The 16,832-nt window shown below is 61.6% G+C and carries 17 protein-coding genes; 9 read left to right on the forward strand and 8 right to left on the reverse strand.

Going from position 1 to position 16,832, the window contains the following annotated elements:
- Positions 1-85: 85 nt before the first annotated feature.
- Positions 86-502 (forward strand): universal stress protein, encoded by a 417-nt coding sequence (locus PQR27_RS35390; RefSeq protein WP_408528175.1) that lies wholly within the window; start codon positions 86-88, stop codon positions 500-502.
- Positions 503-583: 81 nt separating this feature from the next.
- Here PQR27_RS35390 and ampC read toward each other — a convergent pair whose 3' ends face one another.
- From ampC to PQR27_RS35405, 3 genes are all read right to left on the reverse strand, one after another.
- The gene (gene ampC, locus PQR27_RS35395) at positions 584-1,729 is read right to left on the reverse strand and encodes a class C beta-lactamase (protein ID WP_408528409.1); all 1,146 of its coding nucleotides are present in this window, start codon (positions 1,727-1,729) and stop codon (positions 584-586) included.
- Between the two features lie 207 nt (positions 1,730-1,936).
- Positions 1,937-2,230, reverse strand: coding sequence for a TFIIB-type zinc ribbon-containing protein (locus tag PQR27_RS35400; protein ID WP_408528176.1), 294 nt, complete (start codon positions 2,228-2,230; stop codon positions 1,937-1,939).
- 11 nt (positions 2,231-2,241) lie between these two features.
- Entirely contained in the window at positions 2,242-3,003 is a 762-nt protein-coding gene (locus tag PQR27_RS35405) for a TerC family protein (protein ID WP_408528177.1), read from the reverse strand.
- Between the two features lie 122 nt (positions 3,004-3,125).
- Here PQR27_RS35405 and PQR27_RS35410 point away from each other — a divergent pair, with 122 nt between their 5' ends.
- Complete coding sequence (locus PQR27_RS35410; RefSeq protein WP_408528178.1) at positions 3,126-4,007, forward strand: LysR family transcriptional regulator; 882 nt, start codon at positions 3,126-3,128, stop codon at positions 4,005-4,007.
- Here the strand turns inward: PQR27_RS35410 and PQR27_RS35415 are convergent.
- Entirely contained in the window at positions 3,980-4,426 is a 447-nt protein-coding gene (locus PQR27_RS35415; protein WP_408528179.1) for a TerB family tellurite resistance protein, read from the reverse strand. The two genes, PQR27_RS35410 and PQR27_RS35415, sit on opposite strands and share 28 nt — an antisense overlap.
- Before the next feature lie 268 nt (positions 4,427-4,694).
- A complete protein-coding gene (locus tag PQR27_RS35420; protein WP_408528180.1) occupies positions 4,695-5,354 on the reverse strand; it encodes a hypothetical protein in 660 nt (219 codons plus the stop codon).
- 165 nt (positions 5,355-5,519) lie between these two features.
- Here PQR27_RS35420 and PQR27_RS35425 point away from each other — a divergent pair, with 165 nt between their 5' ends.
- A complete protein-coding gene (locus PQR27_RS35425) occupies positions 5,520-5,747 on the forward strand; it encodes a hypothetical protein (protein WP_408528181.1) in 228 nt (75 codons plus the stop codon).
- Here the strand turns inward: PQR27_RS35425 and PQR27_RS35430 are convergent.
- The gene (locus PQR27_RS35430; RefSeq protein ID WP_408528182.1) at positions 5,725-7,044 is read right to left on the reverse strand and encodes an MFS transporter; all 1,320 of its coding nucleotides are present in this window, start codon (positions 7,042-7,044) and stop codon (positions 5,725-5,727) included. The genes PQR27_RS35425 and PQR27_RS35430 overlap by 23 nt on opposite strands.
- Positions 7,045-7,444: 400 nt before the next feature.
- On the opposite strand from PQR27_RS35430, the gene PQR27_RS35435 reads away from it, so the two are divergent.
- The 6 genes from PQR27_RS35435 (at position 7,445) to PQR27_RS35460 (ending at position 15,697) form a co-directional block, all read left to right on the forward strand.
- The gene (locus tag PQR27_RS35435) at positions 7,445-8,239 is read left to right on the forward strand and encodes a substrate-binding periplasmic protein (RefSeq protein ID WP_408528183.1); all 795 of its coding nucleotides are present in this window, start codon (positions 7,445-7,447) and stop codon (positions 8,237-8,239) included.
- Positions 8,236-11,040 carry a bifunctional diguanylate cyclase/phosphodiesterase gene (locus PQR27_RS35440; protein WP_408528184.1) on the forward strand — a complete coding sequence of 935 codons (2,805 nt, stop codon included), beginning with the start codon at positions 8,236-8,238 and terminating at the stop codon, positions 11,038-11,040. The genes PQR27_RS35435 and PQR27_RS35440 overlap by 4 nt, the downstream gene beginning before the upstream one ends.
- Positions 11,041-11,078: 38 nt before the next feature.
- On the forward strand, positions 11,079-11,804 hold the full coding sequence (locus PQR27_RS35445; protein WP_408528185.1) for a dienelactone hydrolase family protein: 726 nt from the start codon (positions 11,079-11,081) through the stop codon (positions 11,802-11,804).
- 137 nt (positions 11,805-11,941) lie between these two features.
- The gene (locus PQR27_RS35450; protein WP_408528186.1) at positions 11,942-13,525 is read left to right on the forward strand and encodes an alpha/beta hydrolase family protein; all 1,584 of its coding nucleotides are present in this window, start codon (positions 11,942-11,944) and stop codon (positions 13,523-13,525) included.
- Between the two features lie 67 nt (positions 13,526-13,592).
- Positions 13,593-14,834, forward strand: coding sequence for a Zn-dependent hydrolase (locus PQR27_RS35455; RefSeq protein ID WP_408528187.1), 1,242 nt, complete (start codon positions 13,593-13,595; stop codon positions 14,832-14,834).
- Between the two features lie 5 nt (positions 14,835-14,839).
- Entirely contained in the window at positions 14,840-15,697 is an 858-nt protein-coding gene (locus tag PQR27_RS35460) for a GNAT family N-acetyltransferase (RefSeq protein ID WP_408528410.1), read from the forward strand.
- An 86-nt stretch (positions 15,698-15,783) separates the two neighbouring features.
- Here the strand turns inward: PQR27_RS35460 and PQR27_RS35465 are convergent, their stop codons facing one another.
- Together PQR27_RS35465 and PQR27_RS35470 are read right to left on the reverse strand one after the other, a co-directional pair.
- The gene (locus tag PQR27_RS35465) at positions 15,784-16,089 is read right to left on the reverse strand and encodes a panthothenate synthetase (protein WP_408528188.1); all 306 of its coding nucleotides are present in this window, start codon (positions 16,087-16,089) and stop codon (positions 15,784-15,786) included.
- Between the two features lie 143 nt (positions 16,090-16,232).
- The gene (locus PQR27_RS35470; RefSeq protein WP_408528189.1) at positions 16,233-16,823 is read right to left on the reverse strand and encodes a methylated-DNA--[protein]-cysteine S-methyltransferase; all 591 of its coding nucleotides are present in this window, start codon (positions 16,821-16,823) and stop codon (positions 16,233-16,235) included.
- Positions 16,824-16,832 lie beyond the last annotated feature (9 nt).

A 16,832-nucleotide genomic window follows, 5' to 3' on the forward strand; every position in this document is an offset into this window, starting at 1 on the left:
CGAATTCAAACGTCCAATACTTTTACACGACGTTAACGCGGCTTTCACTAAGCTGAAAGTACCAGGTGCCGGATAGGAGTTTTCGATGTTTCGAATGTTGATCCCTGTGCTCGACAACGGCGGCGCGGTAGAAGCCGCGCGTTTTGCGGCATTCATGTTTCTGGAGCGCTGCGTCACCGAAGTCGAATTGCTGGAAGTGCTCGAGCCCGTCGATCAGGGACGCGCCGCGGCCTTCCACAGCCGAAGTGCGCTGGTGCGCCTGGAAAAGCAGGGCATGCTGAAGGCGCTGATCGACGCCCGCACCATTCTCGAAGAAGCCGGCGTCCCGTATCACTGGAAACGCGTGTTCGGTCATCGCACGAAAGCCATCGCTGCATACGCGGCGACCATCCAGCCTGACGTCATGGTGATCGACGCCAGTCATATGGGATTCTTTCGCAGGCTGGCGATGCTCGCCGTCCTCGCGAGACGCACGCCCACACCCGTCACGATGGTTCACTGAGTCGAGTCATCCAACGTTCATCGGCAATAGCACGATCTGTTTGCCCTGTTGATGCAGGGGGCTGGATGGAAGTCTGCCCGTTCACTGGTTGCCGTGAGTCAAAGACGTGAGAATCCGGTATGCCGCGTTGACCCGGTCGTCGTTGGGGATGTTCTTGTTGGCGAGGATCACGATCCCCAGCCGTTTCTGCGGAACGAAGGCGACGTAGGTGCCGAAGCCGTTGGTCGAGCCGGTCTTGTTGATCCAGACATCCTCGCGCGGATCCTGCGGCGGTACGATTGCCGTGACCGGTGTTGCGTTGAGGATCATCGCCGGCGAGTTGCCGTCCAGCAGCGCTTTTAACGTGACTGGGTACGCGTATTGTTCCCAGATCAGATCCTGGGTCATCGGCCCTGCCTTGAAGTAGCCGGTGTGCGTATTGATGATTGCGCGCTGAAGTTTCGGGTCCACCTGAACCAGATTCATATTGGCTTCGAGGAAGCGGACCATGTCTGCCGCCGTCGCCTTGACGCCGTAGGCTTCAGAGGACAGCACGCCGGGCGCCACCCTGATTGGTTTGCCTTCTTTCGTATAGCCCTGAGCGTAGTCAGCCAATTTCGCGGCGGGAACGATGATGTAGCTGTTCTTCATGCCGAGCGCGGGAAACAGCTGATGTTCCATCAGCCCGTCGAAATCCTGACCCATGCTCTTCGCCGTTATCAGGCCAAGCGCACCGATGCCGGGGTTCGCGTAAGTCCGATAGGTGCCCGGCGTGTAGGTGGGCTGCCAATCCTTGAAATACTGCATCAACTGATCGTTGTCATGGATGTTGTCCGGCACCTGCAACGGGAGTCCGCCGGGCGTGTGTGTGCCCAGATTGATGAGACTGACTTTGCCAAACGGACTATTGCCCAGCGATGGGAGGTACTTGCCCGCCGGATCCGACAGCGAGAGAACGCCACGAACCTGCGCGTAGGACGTGAGTGTCGCCGTCAAAGTCTTGCTAACGGAACCGAGTTCGAACAAGGTGTCACGCGTGACGGGCTTGCCGGTTTCCTTCGATGCCAGGCCATAGTTGATGATGTAGTGCCGGTCCCCGTCGATGATGCCGACTGCGACGCCGGGAATGCCGTATTTCGCCATCACCGGCTGCATGACCTCGTCCACTGCGCTCCTGATTCTGGCTTGCGGATCGTCGGCCGCGTGGCTGGCGGGTGTGATCGCCCACCCGAAGACGGTAATCGCCATCATGCCTATGGCTTTTAAATTCATTTGCCTGGTCCTTCAATCTCTATTGATCGTGTTCGAAATGTGCCCGCTCGCCGCGGTGCGTCCGCACCGCGGCACTCCCGGTTACCGCGCAAGGAGTATGGACCGGCTTCCGCTCGTTCACCATCGAGGATATGTTGACCAGGGCAAAAGAAAATCTTTTGGATGGGACCTGACGTGACACGCTCAGTCGAAATCGAACACGTCAAAGAGCGAGCGCTTCTTTTTGTGTCCCCGATAGTCTGTTCGATGAGGGTCGTACGCGCGGTCACGCTCATGCGACAGATCCCGATCCCGGTGTTCATCCGTGCGCGGGCGTCCGGCAACGGCCGCGTCGGGGCGCCCGGCGTCCTGAGCGATCAGTTTGTCGAGCTCGCCACGATCGAGCCATACGCCGCGGCAATCCGGGCAGTAGTCGATCTCGATCGAGCGGCGCTCGCTCATCAACAGGTCAGTCGTTTTGCAAACGGGGCATTTCATCTGGCTACTCCTCACGAGTGGAAAGAAATGGGACGCTCAAGGCGGCTAGTCTTCGCCCGGCGCGCGAGCATGTTCATCGCCTCGACAAAGGCGGAGAACGCCATCGCCGCGTAGATGTAGCCCTTCGGCACATGCGTGCCGAAACCTTCCGCGAGCAGCGTCATGCCGATCACGAGCAGGAAACTGAGCGCGAGCATCACAACGGTCGGGTTGCGATCGATGAAACTCGAGAGCGGGCGCGCCGCGAACAGCATCGCCATGACAGCGGCGATCACCGCGACGAACATGATCGGCATGTGCTCGGTCATGCCAACCGCGGTGATGATGCTGTCGACCGAAAACACGATGTCGAGCACCAGGATCTGACCAATCGCGGCCCACGCGGTCAACTGAACGACGGGGTGCGTCGCGCTGCGCGCTTCGTCCGGACGGGCGAGATGGTGGTGAATTTCACTGGTGGCTTTCCATACGAGGAACAGGCCGCCGCCGATCAGGATGAGGTCGCGCCACGAAAATCCATGGCCGAACAGCGTCACGGCAGGTTGTGTCAGTTGCGCGATCCACGCGACGGTGCCAAGCAGACCCAGCCGGAGCACGAGCGCGAGCATGATGCCGATGCGCTGCGTGCGCGCGCGTTGGGCCTCGGGCAGCTTGTTGCTGAGGATCGAGATGAAGATCAGGTTGTCGATGCCGAGCACGATTTCCATCACGACCAGCGTGAGGAGCGCGGCCCATGCGGCAGGATCGGCAGCCAGTGCGAGCAGGGAGTCCATGGGATTTGCCAGGGAAATTAAACGGAATACCGTCGGATTAGCGTCATCATCGCCTCTCCCGTCGTTCGGATAAACGAGTGATAAACTGAACGACATATCGTTTTTTTCGAAGTAATTCCGCCATGCTCAACTATCGCCATCTCTACTACTTCTGGATCGTGGTCAAGGAGGGCGGCTTCGCACGCGCGGCCGAGCGCCTCGACATGGCGGTCCAGACCATCAGCGCGCAGGTGCGGGAACTCGAAAAATCGATCGGCCGCCAGTTGCTGAAACCGGCCGGGCGTGGCGTCACGATGACCGAGGCCGGCGAGACGGCATTCGGTCGCGCGGAACAGATTTTTCAGATCGGCGAGGCGCTGCTCGACGAGATGCGCGAGGCGGGTGGCGAACGGGTTGCGCGGCTTGCGGTCGGTCTATCCGACGGCATCTCCAAGCTCGCCGCGCATGCGCTTCTGGCGCCAGTTCTCAATACGCCGTCGCTCAGACTCCTGTGTCACGAGGGCGAGCACGCGCAACTATTGTCGGAACTCGCGCTCCATCGGCTCGATCTGGTGCTGGCATGCCAGCCCGCGCCGCACAATGCTGATTTGCGTGTCGTGAGCCAGCGGCTCGTCGGCTCGCCGGTCGACTGGTATGGCCCGGCGGAGATCGTTCGCAAGTCTGTACGCGCGGGCTTTCCGCAGTGTCTCGCCGATGTGCCGGTGCTTCTGCCGACCGGGCACGGGGCGTTGCGCGCGCGGCTCGACCGGTGGTTCGAAACTGAAGGAATCCGGCCCCGCATTGTCGGTGAATTCGAAGACAGCGCACTCATGGCGGTGTTTGCCGCGCGCGGCCTTGGCGTGTTTCCGCTCGCGGAACTGGGTGCGGAAGATCTTTCTCTGCTGCGTGGCGTGCGCTGGCTCGGTCGCGCGGAAGGCGTGGTCGAGGAGATCCACGCGATCCGTTCGCGGCGCGGGCAGCATCATGCGCTGGCCTCTCAGGTGGTTGCCGCCGGGCGCGCATGAAGCGTCGCGCGGTGCCGGCTTGAGGGCGCGATTGGCGCAAGCCCCCACGCGTTCAACACGGCAGCGAGCAAGGCGATTTCACCATCCGCCAGATGGTCGTCGGCGACCGCGACAGCGAGGCACAGGCGAATGACCTTGCGGCGCAATATCGGGTCGTCGACCTCGTTCATCACGGTGGCGAGCTTGTTGGCGTCGACATGGCCAGCTGTCGACTCGACGGGCATGTGCCCGACCGAAATGTCCTCACATAGCGTCTGGACGATCTGCGCGAATTGCTCCGGTGCAAGACCGAGTTGGCCGGCAATATCGAGCTTTTCGAGTGCGCGCTCTTCCGAGCTGCAGACGTGACCGTCGGAGGTCAACACCAGCGCGACGATGCGCGCTGCGGCTTGCGGGCTGTTGAGAGCATAGGTACGCATGTTCAGGGTTCCTTTCGCGGACAATGTCCGTCATTGATGAGCCTCAGTCTGCGCCAGCCGGGGGATTCGGATAAACCTGTTAAACCGAGAGAGTCAGTTCGGAAAAACCTGTTGCCATGATTTGTCTGCGCGTTAAAGTGGAGCGTGACGACATTCGCGCAACTGTATGAGCGCGAAATTCTGCAAGCCGACGAGGGGTGTGATTTTGAGTTCCTGAAGTAGCGATTCTGGCGCGCGCCGTGCCCTCGTCATGCCTTATCCTCACGCCCTACTTCGTACCGGAGGAGTGCGGGGGCGGCAATGACGGATCGAGTTTGGCAGACTGCCTGACGAGTTGGTCAGTCATCGCGGCCGCAACCGGATTGGAGCCACGACGCGACTGACCACCATGGGTCGATAGCATGGATGGGTCAGGTGGCGGCAACGACGGGTCGAGCTTGGCGGATTCTTTGACAAGTTGGTCCGTCATGGCGGTCGAGACCTGTTTCGAGTCGTGGCGATACGAACCGTCGTGCCCACGTGCGGCCTGCGGCACGGCGGCGGGTTTCGAATGGATGGCAACCTGGGCCTGGACCGGCGCGGGCGTATGCACGGGTTTCGGGTGCGACTGCGCTTTTTGAGGCGGTGCTTGCGGCGCTTGCGCCGTCAACGGAGCGGGTTCAGTCGCGATGCGTCCCTCTGCAGTCTGAGCGGGGGCTCGAACAGTAGCGTCCGTGCTTGCGCCGGGCGATGGTCCGCCAGCCACATTTCCTGCGGTCACATGGGTGCCGCTGGATTGAAAATCAGCTGGCACCTGTGTCGCGGAGCGGTTCGCGGCGCTATCGGGCTCGTTCGTCGGCCCGTCGCCTTTTGGGGACAGTAGATACGCGGCGAATGCGACCTCGGCCAGCACCACGCCCACTATCAGGGCTTTTACAATATTCCTCATAATTAACCAACCGTTCATTCAAGCAATGCAATTGGACCATGATAACCAACTGCGCGTTGGGGCTCGTCAAATAGCGGTTTGAAGCGCGAGATTGCCGAAGTAGCCGGAATGCTCGACGGGCGCGTGCTAGATTGTATTCATGACGCCTTCAACGGAGTGTCTTCCATGGATACGCATTCGATTCTGGGCATGATCCACGCCGAAGAGGCATTGCTGGTCTCGATCGTGCGAGCGTTACCACCGGACCTGAGGCGCGCCGTCGCCAACGATTTCCATGAGCAGGTTCAACTCGCGGAGACGTCTCATCTGAACCCGACAACCGATCGCGACGCGAGCGACGCGTTCAAGGCGCACATGCGAAAGCTGTCGATCATGCTTGCGTCGCTGTCGTGACGGGCCGTTCCCTGAACAGAACAGCCGCGACGAAACTCACAAGGGATGACCATGCGACGTACCATCCCGCAGACATCGGATCGCCTGTCCACTTGATGAGTCCCGTCATGATGAATTGAGCGGTCCCGCCAAATAACGCAACGCCCAGCGCATACGAGAGCGCGCGGCCGGAAGCGCGCATCCGCCCAGGAAATGCTTCGAGCACCAGCACCGTCCCGACGCTCGCGTTGAGCGCCAGCAGCACGCTCACAATGCCGACGCCGCAGAGAACCGGCCACGTACTGTGTGCGTGCACGATCATCAGAAAGACCGGGTAGGCGACCAGTGCGGTGCATCCCGCTGTGACGAGAACCATTGGCTTGCGGCGCGGTTGACGGTCGGCGATAAGTCCGGACAGCGGAGAGACGACGACCAGCAGTACCCCGGATAACACCGACGATAAAAACCCGGTGAGGGGCGGCATATGCATGACCCGGGTCAGATAGGCCGGCATGTAGTAGACGATGGCGTAGAACGGTACCGAGAGTCCGCCGATCATCAGCGTGGCCAGGATGATGGTCGTGCCGTGCTCGCGATAGAGTTCGGCAAGCGGTGTGCTGGCCGCTTTGCCGTTACTGCCGGCGAGCGGGGGCTCGCGAAGCCGGCGGCGGACGTACAAACCGGCTGGCGCGATCAGCAGGCCGATCGCGAACGGAATGCGCCAGCCCCAGGCGGCAAGACTGGCCGGTGACATTACGGCGGTGAGCAGCGTGCCCAGCACGGCGCCCAGCAACGCGGCGGCGGCCTGGGCGGTGAGCTGCCAGCTGACCAGATAGCTACGGCGCGACACCGGCGACGCTTCCAGCATGAGGGCCGCGGAGGCGCCAACTTCGCCGCCGGCTGCAAAACCTTGCAGCAATCGACCGGCGATCAGAATGAGCGGCGCGGTGATGCCGAGCGTGGCAAACGGCGGGCAAAAGCCGATCGACGCCGTGCCCAGCGCCATCATCCAGCTGGTCGTTGTCATTGCCGCGCGGCGCCCGACGCGATCCGCGTACGCGCCGATCAGCGTCGCGCCGAGCGGGCGCATGAAAAAGCCGACGCCGAACGTACCGACGGCCAGCAGCAGCGACGTCATCGGATTGGCGGTGGGGAAGAACTGGTCTCCGATTATCGCCGCGAAGAATCCGAACACGGTGAAATCGAAGATTTCGAGGCCATTGACGATCGATGTCCCAACAACGATCCTGAGCAGTTCGCGGCGCTCGCTGGCATCCGCGACCGGCTGGGCGCCCGTCGCGAGTGGGGGCGTGCACATGTCATTTCCTGGTCATGAATTCATTCCGAATGCCGGTAGACTAGCCGGCAGTCAGCAAGGATGGCTCGGCATAATATCGGGCGCAACGGTGTGTGTCTTGTCCGCCACGATCGTTCGCCACGGCGAAAAAACCATGCGCCAAGAAAGTGTCCCGCGTGAACGTCAAGAAAAAGATCCGCTATCCCTCAAGAAAGACGAAGTATTGCCGATAATGCGTGCGGAGGTTTTGCGAAAGAAAATCTTGCGCACGCGTCACACATCAGAGACGTGTCGTGTCAGCAAAGCACCCTGAAACCGGCGACCATGCGAGGTATTTGTAAGGAAAGGCGGGTTGAATACGCCGTCGGGTCGTGGTTGCGGATGAGAATTCAATGATGCGAAGTTCCGCTGCGGAGGCGTTGTGATTCGAAACTGGCTTGGCGGTATGCTGTTTGTGATGTGTTCGGTCAGTCAGGCCTTTGCGGGCGGACCGGATTGTTCCCGGCCGTTTACGCTGGGATTGCACGATCACGGTTTGCTCTATTCGCTCGACACCGATACCGGTATCGACAAAGACTTCGCAGACGAGTTGATCCGGCGTAGCGGTTGCCAGATCAAGGTCAGCCTGATGTCACGCGCACGTATCTGGAAGCTGATCGAATCGGGGGCACTCGACTTCAGTCTTTCTGGCATCGCGAACGACGAACGCAATCAATACGCTTCGTTCGCGTGGTACTTCAGCAACAAATACTATCTGCTCGTGCGCAACGACGCGGGCATTCGTAATGTCGCCGACTTCGAGCACGACGAACACGCCCAACTCGGCGTGATCCGCAGTTTCCGCTACAGCAATTCGGCCAATGAACTGGTCGATAAACTGATGTCGGAAAACCGCGTGAGTCAGGCAGGCGGCCTCGAACCGCTTTACCAGGCGCTCATTCTTCGCCGGGTGCAGGGCATGATTATCGAGCCTTTCGACTACCCCGCGCTGGATGAGAAAAAGATCCGCGACGTGACGACGATCATTGAATTTAACGACCCGTCCGTGCCGCATGGCCTGATCATGTCGAAGAAAGCATTGCCGGCCGCCGAACGGGAGAAGTGGCGCGCGCTCGTAGACGAAATGCGCGCTGACGGAACGGTGCGCCGCATCTTCGAAAAATACTTCAAGCCGGATCTGGCCGACACCATGGTCAACTTCAAGGCGTCACCGTGACCCGGGTACGTTCTGTCCTGCTGCCGTTGCTGGTCTTTTCGGCCTCGCTGTGCGTGACGTGGATCGTGTGGAATCACGAGCAGCAGGCAACCCGCAAAGAACTGCGCACCCAGTTTGAATTCACAATGGGTGACGCCGTCAGTCGCGTCGAGCAGCGGATGGCGACCTACGAGCTCATGTTGCGAGGCGTGCAGAGCATGTTCGCCGCAACGGGAACGATCGACCGTAACCGGTTCAGGCGCTACGTAGGCGCGCTCAATCTCGACGCAAACTTTTCCGGGGTCCATGCTGTCGGCGTGATCGAATGGGTGCCTGGGGACCGTAAAGCGGCCCACATAGCGGAAATGCGCGGGGCCGGCATTCGTGGTTACACGATTCACCCCGACGGGGCGCGCGATGACTATGCGCCCGTCATTCAGCGCGAGCCCTTTGTTGGCCTCGCACGCAGTTCGCCCGGCTTTGACGCGTGGGACGATGCCGTGCGGCGGCTCGCGATGGAGAGGGCCCGTGATTCCGGCATGGCGGCGCTGTCCGGAAAAGTGCGCCTTTCGGTGGACATGGAGCAGGACCGCCGGCCGGGTTTCATCATGTATCTGCCAATCTATACGGCCGGCGCGACACAGGACAATGTCGCGCAGCGCCGGGCGCACATTGCCGGTTGGGTCTATGCGTCGTTCCGTATGCACGACGTTATCGCCAGCCTCTACGGTGAACAGCCAGCCGGCGTCTCGCTGGCCATTTACGATGGCGTAGAACCATCGGAGGCGGCGCTCCTGCATCGCACGTCAGATGCAAACAGCCGGCATGCGCCGGCACTCATCTCCGCAAACGAGTATCTGGTGGTGGACGGCCACGACTGGACGCTGTCGATGAGCGCTTCCGATGAGTTCCGCTCGCGCTTAGGCGGCAATGCCGAGGCACTGATCGCAGGCGCCGGCACGGGGCTCAGTCTGCTGCTGGCCCTTCTCACCTGGCTCATGATGACGGGCCGGGAGCGCGCCATGCGACTGGCCTCGACAATGACGCAGGAGCTGCGCGAAAACGAAGAGAAATTTCGCGCGATTGCGGATTGCACGGTGAATCTGGAGATCTGGTGGGGGCCGGACGGGAAACCGCGCTGGATCAATCAGGCGGTCTACCACTACGCGGGCTACACGGCCGACGAATGCATGGCAATGCCTGACTTCGCCAGCACACTGATCCATCCGGAGGACGTCGCGCACGTTGCACCGGAATTTAAAAAGGGGCTGAAAGGCTTGCGCGGCGAAGACCTTGAGTTTCGTTGCGTGCGCAAGGATGGATCGATCGTCTGGCTGTCGGTCTCCTGGGTTCCAATCAGCAATCCGCGGGGCGACTTCATTGGTTTTCGCACCAGCGGCCGCGATATTACGGAGCGCAAGAAGTCGGAAGAGAAAATTCGCGAGCTGGCCTTCTACGACACGCTCACGCGTCTGCCCAATCGCGCGCTGCTTCTGGACCGCCTGAAGGAGTCCATGGCGGCCAGCCGGCAGAACAGGGTCTGCGGCGCGCTCATGTTCATCGATCTCGACCACTTCAAGACGCTCAACGATACGCTTGGACATGACAAAGGCGATCTGCTGTTGCGGCAGGTCGCGTATCGCCTGTCGAGCAGCGTCAAGGCGGGCGACACGGTCGCGCGGGTCGGCGGTGACGAGTTCGTTGTGGTGCTGGGCAATCTGAGTCTGGACAAAGCGGCCGCGACCGCGGAAACCGAATTGGTGGGGGAAAGAATTCTTGCCGTACTGGGGAGTGCCTACCAGCTCGATGGCATCCAGTTCCGCAGCACCGCCAGCATCGGCGTCACCGTATTCAGTGGAGAGCAGACCTCCACTGACGAGCTTTTCAAGCAGGCCGATCTCGCCATGTATAAGTCGAAAGAGCGCGGCCGCAATGCAATGTGCCTGTTCGATCCCGCGATGCAGACGGCCGTGCTCAGACGCGCCGAACTCGAGGTGGGTCTGCGTAACGCCATTGAAGAAGACCGCTTTGTCCTGCATTACCAGGCGCAGGTGGTTGACGGCAATTACATCACAGGGGCCGAAGCGCTCGTGCGTTGGGAGCATCCCGTGCGCGGCCTGATACAGCCCGGTGAGTTTATTGCGCTGGCAGAGGAGTCCGGGCTGATTCTCCAGATGGGACGGATGGTATTGCAGTCCGCATGCGCCCAGCTCGCGCTGTGGGCCACGCGGCCGTCGATGGCGCATCTGTCGATTGCAGTGAACGTCAGCGCCCGGCAATTTCGCGAACCTGACTTCGTGGAAAGCGTGCTGGCGGTGATCCATCGAACGGGGGCGAGGGCGGACCGGCTGAAGCTGGAGTTGACCGAGAGCGTGCTCGTCGAGAACGTGCAGGACATTATCGAAAAGATGAGCGCCCTCAGAGCGCGCGGCGTGACGTTCTCGCTGGACGACTTCGGGATCGGATACTCCTCGCTGTCCTACCTGAAGCGACTGCCATTGGACCAGTTGAAGATTGACCGGTCCTTCGTGCGCGATATCCTGGAAGACCCCAACGACGCTGACATCGCGAGAACCATCGTGGCGCTCGCGCGAAGTTTTGACCTCGGCGTGATAGCCGAAGGCGTCGAAACCGAAGCACAAAGAGATTTTCTTGCCGTAGCAGGATGCCATGCGTATCAAGGCTTCCTCTTTTGCAAACCGCTTCCGGTCCAGGGCTTTGAGCAGTTTGTGAGCGGCTTTGCTACGCGGAACCGGACGGAAAATCGTGACCGCCCGGACACGGTCAGCCCCAACGAGCCGCCTGCATCGCTGCGCCACTGAGACTATGCTAGCAATTCAGTCCAACCGAGGAGCATCTGATGAAACAGGAAGCAGGATCGATGATCACGTTTTCCCGCCCTGACGGGCAGGAGGTTCAGGGCTATCTGGCGAAGCCGCAGAAACTCGAGGGCGCGCCCGCCATCGTCGTGATTCAGGAATGGTGGGGTTTAAACGACCAGATTCGTGGTGTGGCCGACCGGTACGCGCGGAGCGGCTATCTGGCGCTGGTGCCGGACCTGTTCCGCGGCAAATCGACGGTGGAAGAGGAAGAGGCGCACCATCTTCTGGATGGGCTCGATTTCGGCGACGCGAGCAGCCAGGATGTGCGCGGCGCCGTGCAGTACCTGAAGCAGCATTCGGAGCGCGTCGGCGTGACCGGTTATTGCATGGGCGGCGCGCTGACCCTGCTCGCGCTTTGCCAGATCCCGGAGGTGTCGGCCGGCGCGGTGTGGTACGGTTTCCCGCCGCTCGACTATATCGACGCGGCGAAAATCAACGCACCAGTGCTCGGTCACTGGGCTACGCAAGATGCGTTTTTCGCGGCTGAAACGGTCGATGCGCTGGAGACCAAACTGACCGGCGCCAAGGTCGACTTCGAGTTTCACCGCTATCTGGCGCATCATGCGTTCGCCAACGAAACGGCGGTCGGGCCGGGCCGGATTTCGCGGACGCAGTTCGATCCGGTCTGGGCGCAGCAGGCCTGGGATCGGACGCTGACTTTTTTCGGCCGTACGCTGTGGCCGCAGCGGGCGGGCGCGAACTGACCGTCGCAACATAGCTGCGAACGGTGCGGCGGCGTCCGGAATGGGAAACGCCGCCGCACCGCCGATCCGTTTACCTATACTCATGTGACTCTGTAAGGCCGTCCAACCGCCGCAATACCGACAAGACGGAGTGCCACATGCATATGGCGATACGAAATGCGGCCCTCGTGCTGCTGAGCTGTTTCACGTTGAGCGCGAGTATCCATGTGCAGGCCGGCTCCGGATGTGGTGGTGGGTGCAATGCCCGCGGCCAGCTTATCGATCAACACACCACGCTGCGTCTGAGCGCAGCCGCGCTGACCAAGCTGCTTTCGTCGAGCGCCGGCGGCCGGCAACTCGAGCAGATTACCGGCGCTCCCGCGTGTGGCGTGGAGATCGTGTACTTGCGCTACCGGACCACGGGCGGCGCGGGGGAGCCAACTACCGCCAGCGCCGCGTTGATGATTCCGGGCGGACGATCCGGTTGTAGCGGGCCACGTCCGCTGATGCTCTACGCGCACGGCACCACGGCGTACCGCAACTACAACATCGCCGATATCACGCAGACCGATCCGGGCAACGGCAATGGGGCGGGCGAAGGCATCAGTGTGGCCGCCATGTACGCGGCCCAGGGCTATATCGTGGTGGCGACGAACTACGCGGGCTACGCCGGTTCCGATCTCTCCTATCATCCCTATCTGAACGCCGCGCAACAGTCCGCCGACGTGATCGACTCGCTGCGGGCCGCGCGCACCGTGCTGGGCGAAGCGAGGCCGGAACGCAGAACGCGCGAGAACGGCAAGCTGTTCGTCACCGGATACTCGCAAGGCGGCTTTGTCGCGCTGGCGACGCATCGTGCGCTGCAGGCGGCCGGCATCAAAGTCACCGCGTCCGCGCCGGGTTCGGGGCCGTATGCGCTCGCCGCGACTGCCGACGCGCTCATCGAAGGCGAAGTGAACCTGGGCTCGACGCTGTTCACGACGCTGGTGGTGACGGGCTACCAGCGCGCCTACGGGAACATCTATCGCAGGCCCGGTGATTTCTATGAAGCGGCTTATGCGCCGGGTATCGAAAGCTTGTTACCGAGCCTGGTCCCGCTCAATACGCTATTTGCGAGGGGCAAACTGCCGTCGACGCAGCTCTTTAGCAACGTGCCGCCCGCGCCGCAGTTTGCCTCCATGACGCCGCCGACTTCGCCACCGCTCGCGCCAGCCGCGCTGACACCCTTGTTCGCCGCGGGATTCGGCGACGCCAATCTCGTGCGCAACGCGTATCGCCTGGGCTTGCTGGAAGACGCCGCCGCCAATCCGGACGGCGCGTTCCCGGCCACCACGGTAGCGCTGTTGCCGGCGGCGAATCCTGCTCAACCGTTGCGTCAGGCATTCAAGCGCAATGACTTGCGCAACTGGCTTCCGCACGCGCCGGTTCTGCTGTGCGGAGGCGAATCGGATCCCACGGTGTTCTTCTTCAATGCACGTATCGAGCAGGCATACTGGCTAAACGCCAAGGTGCCGGCGGGGCTCACTTCCGTGCTGGACGTGGACTCGCCGGTCGCGGGGCCCAATGATCCCTACGCGCCCATCAAGCAGGGTTTTGCGCTTGCGAAAGCGACGCTCGCAAGCCAGGCGGTCGCTGCGGGCGCGACCGACGGCGGGGCTTCGGCGGTGCTGCAGGCCTATCACGGCAACCTGGTTGCGTCGTTCTGCATGGTTGCCGCGCGTGCTTTTTTTGCCAACTTCTGAACGCGGCCGGCAGCATTCGACGTGTCGTTTTTTCGCGTGCAATTGAAGTATCCCAGGAGGAAAGACTGTGGTGAAGATTGACCCAGACCGGTTGCTGACCGATCTGAAGCGGCTGCGCGGCTTCGGCGCGACGGGCCCAGGCGTCGTACGGCTGGCGCTCTCGCCGGTCGATCTGGAATCGCGCCGCTGGCTGGCCGAACGCATGACGGACGCGGGACTCGATGCCGTCATCGATGGCGTAGGGACCGTGTTCGGCCGTTCGCGCAAAAGCGGGCCGGCGCTCGTCATCGGCTCCCATACCGATACGCAACCAACTGGCGGCTGGCTCGATGGCGCAATGGGCGTCATCTATGGACTGGAGATCGCTCGCGCCCTGGCCGAAAACGATCACACGAACCACCTCGCAGTCGATGTGGCATCGTGGATCGATGAAGAAGGGACCTTTTCCGGCCTGCTTGGCAGCCGCAGCTTTGTGGGCGATCCCGTCGACGAGTCGATCCGTTGCGCGGCAAACCGGGAAGGGCAGCGTCTTCAGGACGTGCTGGATGCCGCCGGTCTGGCCGGACAGCCACGCGTCCAGTACGAAAAGGACCGGCATGTCGCTTATCTCGAACCGCATATCGAGCAGGGTGGACGGCTGGAAGCCGCGGGCAAGTCCATTGGTGTCGTCACGACGATCGTCGGGCTGCGCGAGTTGCGGGTGCGCTTCATAGGGCAGCGCAACCACGCGGGCACCACGCCGATGGCAATCCGGCGGGACGCAGGCGCGGCACTGGTCGCCTTTATCACGCGTATGAACGACGCGTTCGCGCAGCTCGCGGATGCGGACACCGTCTGGACCGTCGGTCGCATCGATCTCGACCCCGGCTCCCTCAGCGTCGTGCCGGGTCGGGCCGACATGTATCTGCAATTCCGTGACGCGAACGCCGCGCGTCTGCAGGCAATGGAAACGGCGCTCGCGGAACTGGTGCAAAACTTCAGCGGAGAAGGGCCGGTGAGCGCGGAGCTCACGACGATCGATGAACCCATGGAACCCGTGACCATGGACGCAGCGCTCGCAGAACATCTCGCGCGTGCCGCCGAAGGCGTGGCACCCGGACAATGGCTGCGGATGCCGAGCGGCGCCGCGCACGATGCGCAGGTGATCGCCCGTTGCCTGCCGGCCTGCATGATGTTCGTGCCAAGCATCGGTGGCGTGAGCCATGACTTCATCGAGGATACGGCGGAGGAGCATATCGTTCTCGGCTGCCAGGTCGCGGCCACGGCGGCGGCTGCCATGCTGCAGGAGCAGTGGGCGAAGCGGGCATGACAGCCATGGACGAAGCCGGCGAATTTATCGTGCGGAACATGTCGGCTGGCGAAGTGGAACTGTCGGTCGAATGGGCTGCGCAGGAGGGATGGAATCCCGGCCTGCATGATGCTGCCTGTTTTCGTGCCGCGGACCCCGACGGCTTTTTCATCGGCGAATGGGGCGGCGAGCCGGTTGCCTGCATCGCCGCGATTGCCTACGAGGGGTACTTCGGCTTCATCGGCCTGTATATCGTGAAGGCGGAGTTTCGCGGCAAGGGCTTTGGCATGCGTGTCTGGCGGCACGGCATGGCGTATTTGCGAGACCGCAATGTGGGTCTTGATGGTGTGCTCGCGCAGCAGGCGAATTACGGGAAGTCCGGTTTTCAGCTTGCTTATCGCAACATCCGCTTTGAGGGCGTGGTCCACGGCGTTGCTCAACGCACGATCAGCGCAAATGTGATGGATGCTCTAGCGGTGCCGTTCGAGCAGTTGGTTCAATACGATCGCCAGTGTTTTCCCGCTGCGCGTGGGCATTTTCTCGCCACATGGGTTGGCCAGCCCGACGCCGTTGCGCTGGCCGCCGTTCGTGATGGTCGCGTGGAGGGTTACGGGGTGCTGCGCCGTTGCAGGCGCGGGTGCAAGATCGGTCCGCTTTTCGCCGATAGCGAACTGATCGCGGGCGAGCTGTTTGAAGCGCTGGCGGCGCGCATGCCCGCTGAGGTTATCGTTCTCGATGTGCCGGAGACGAATCCCGCTGCTGTCGCGCTGGCCGAACGGCACGGCATGTCGAGCGTCTTTGAAACCGCGCGGATGTACACGCAGGCGTTGCCCGTGATCTCAATCGAACGTGTGTTTGGCGTGACTTCGTTTGAACTTGGCTGACGGGAGCGTGTTTTCGCTTTTGCCGCCGCCAGCGGTGCATTTCATGAATCGCCGGCGGCAGGCGCATGGAGCATGACACCGCCCGGCTATTTCCACTTCTTTCCCAGATTCTCCAGATCGGCTTTCATGAGGTCTTCCGCCACCATGGCGATGCGGAACTCGCAGTCGGCGTTGAACTTCAGAAACCAGGGCTCCGCGAATGCGGGGATATCCGACGGATTGTCGAGGTTCACGACCAGTACCGCACCGCGTGCCCCATTCTGCTCGGTGAAGTAGGCGGCCTCCGGTTTCATCTCTTCGAGTATCTTCCCCATGACTTCGCCGATCGAGCCTTCGCGCACCATCGTGTTGAACGGTTCGTGGGGTATTCGTATGTTGAGAAGCATGCGCATGTCTTCCTCCTGATTGATGCCCGAAAGGGCCTCTTAAGGATAGGTGTCTTGGCGTTGTTGTGCGACACCGCTGAAAGACCGCGCCGAATCGCCGGCGCTCATGCCGACGATTGCGACGCTTGCGATGCTTGCATGCAGCCCGCTCAGTTGCCGAATAGCGAAGACTGGGTGCCGCTACGCGGCAACGGGCGTGCGGGTTTGGTGGGCGTCTCGATACCGTGCGTCTGCTCAGCGGCGGCGGCTTCCAGCGAAGTTTGTCCCGCTTCGAGCGACAGCAGAAACATTTTGTTCGCGAGGCCCCCGGCAAAACCCGTCAGATCGCCGGATGCCCCGATGACGCGATGGCAGGGCGCCACGATGGAAATCGGATTTCTGCCGTTCGCCGCACCGACCGCCCGCACTGCATTGATATTGCCGATTTGTGCGGCAATGTCCGAATAGCTGCGGGTTTCGCCGAACGGGATCGTCAATAGGGCCGCCCATACCTTCTTCTGAAAGTCTGTGCCGTGGAAGTCGAGTGCCAGGTCGAACTGGTTTCTCGCGCCTGCAAAATACTCATGCAATTGACACTCGGTTTCGATCAGAATCGGCCGGTCATTCGCTTCGACCATGTTCGGCAGACGCACCCGGTTCGGCTTGTCGTTTTCCCACAAGATGGCGGCGAGGCAATTGCCGTTGGCAACCAGCTTCAGTTCGCCGACGGGAGAGTCCATCAACTTGTATGCGTATGTCATTTCGCTTGC

Origin of the sequence: Paraburkholderia fungorum, from assembly GCF_046027215.1 — a bacterium.
GTDB classification, from domain to species: domain Bacteria; phylum Pseudomonadota; class Gammaproteobacteria; order Burkholderiales; family Burkholderiaceae; genus Paraburkholderia; species Paraburkholderia fungorum_D.

Bases quoted from the DNA above. Each gene is read 5' to 3' on its own strand.
- PQR27_RS35390 (WP_408528175.1), top strand. From the start codon at position 86: ATGTTTCGAATGTTGATCCCTGTGCTCGACAACGGCGGCGCGGTAGAA.
- ampC (WP_408528409.1), bottom strand. From the start codon at position 1,729: ATGGCGATTACCGTCTTCGGGTGGGCGATCACACCCGCCAGCCACGCG.
- PQR27_RS35400 (WP_408528176.1), bottom strand. From the start codon at position 2,230: ATGAAATGCCCCGTTTGCAAAACGACTGACCTGTTGATGAGCGAGCGC.
- PQR27_RS35405 (WP_408528177.1), bottom strand. From the start codon at position 3,003: ATGGACTCCCTGCTCGCACTGGCTGCCGATCCTGCCGCATGGGCCGCG.
- PQR27_RS35410 (WP_408528178.1), top strand. From the start codon at position 3,126: ATGCTCAACTATCGCCATCTCTACTACTTCTGGATCGTGGTCAAGGAG.
- PQR27_RS35415 (WP_408528179.1), bottom strand. From the start codon at position 4,426: ATGCGTACCTATGCTCTCAACAGCCCGCAAGCCGCAGCGCGCATCGTC.
- PQR27_RS35420 (WP_408528180.1), bottom strand. From the start codon at position 5,354: ATGAGGAATATTGTAAAAGCCCTGATAGTGGGCGTGGTGCTGGCCGAG.
- PQR27_RS35425 (WP_408528181.1), top strand. From the start codon at position 5,520: ATGGATACGCATTCGATTCTGGGCATGATCCACGCCGAAGAGGCATTG.
- PQR27_RS35430 (WP_408528182.1), bottom strand. From the start codon at position 7,044: ATGTGCACGCCCCCACTCGCGACGGGCGCCCAGCCGGTCGCGGATGCC.
- PQR27_RS35445 (WP_408528185.1), top strand. From the start codon at position 11,079: ATGAAACAGGAAGCAGGATCGATGATCACGTTTTCCCGCCCTGACGGG.
- PQR27_RS35450 (WP_408528186.1), top strand. From the start codon at position 11,942: ATGCATATGGCGATACGAAATGCGGCCCTCGTGCTGCTGAGCTGTTTC.
- PQR27_RS35460 (WP_408528410.1), top strand. From the start codon at position 14,840: ATGGACGAAGCCGGCGAATTTATCGTGCGGAACATGTCGGCTGGCGAA.
- PQR27_RS35465 (WP_408528188.1), bottom strand. From the start codon at position 16,089: ATGCGCATGCTTCTCAACATACGAATACCCCACGAACCGTTCAACACG.
- PQR27_RS35470 (WP_408528189.1), bottom strand. From the start codon at position 16,823: ATGACATACGCATACAAGTTGATGGACTCTCCCGTCGGCGAACTGAAG.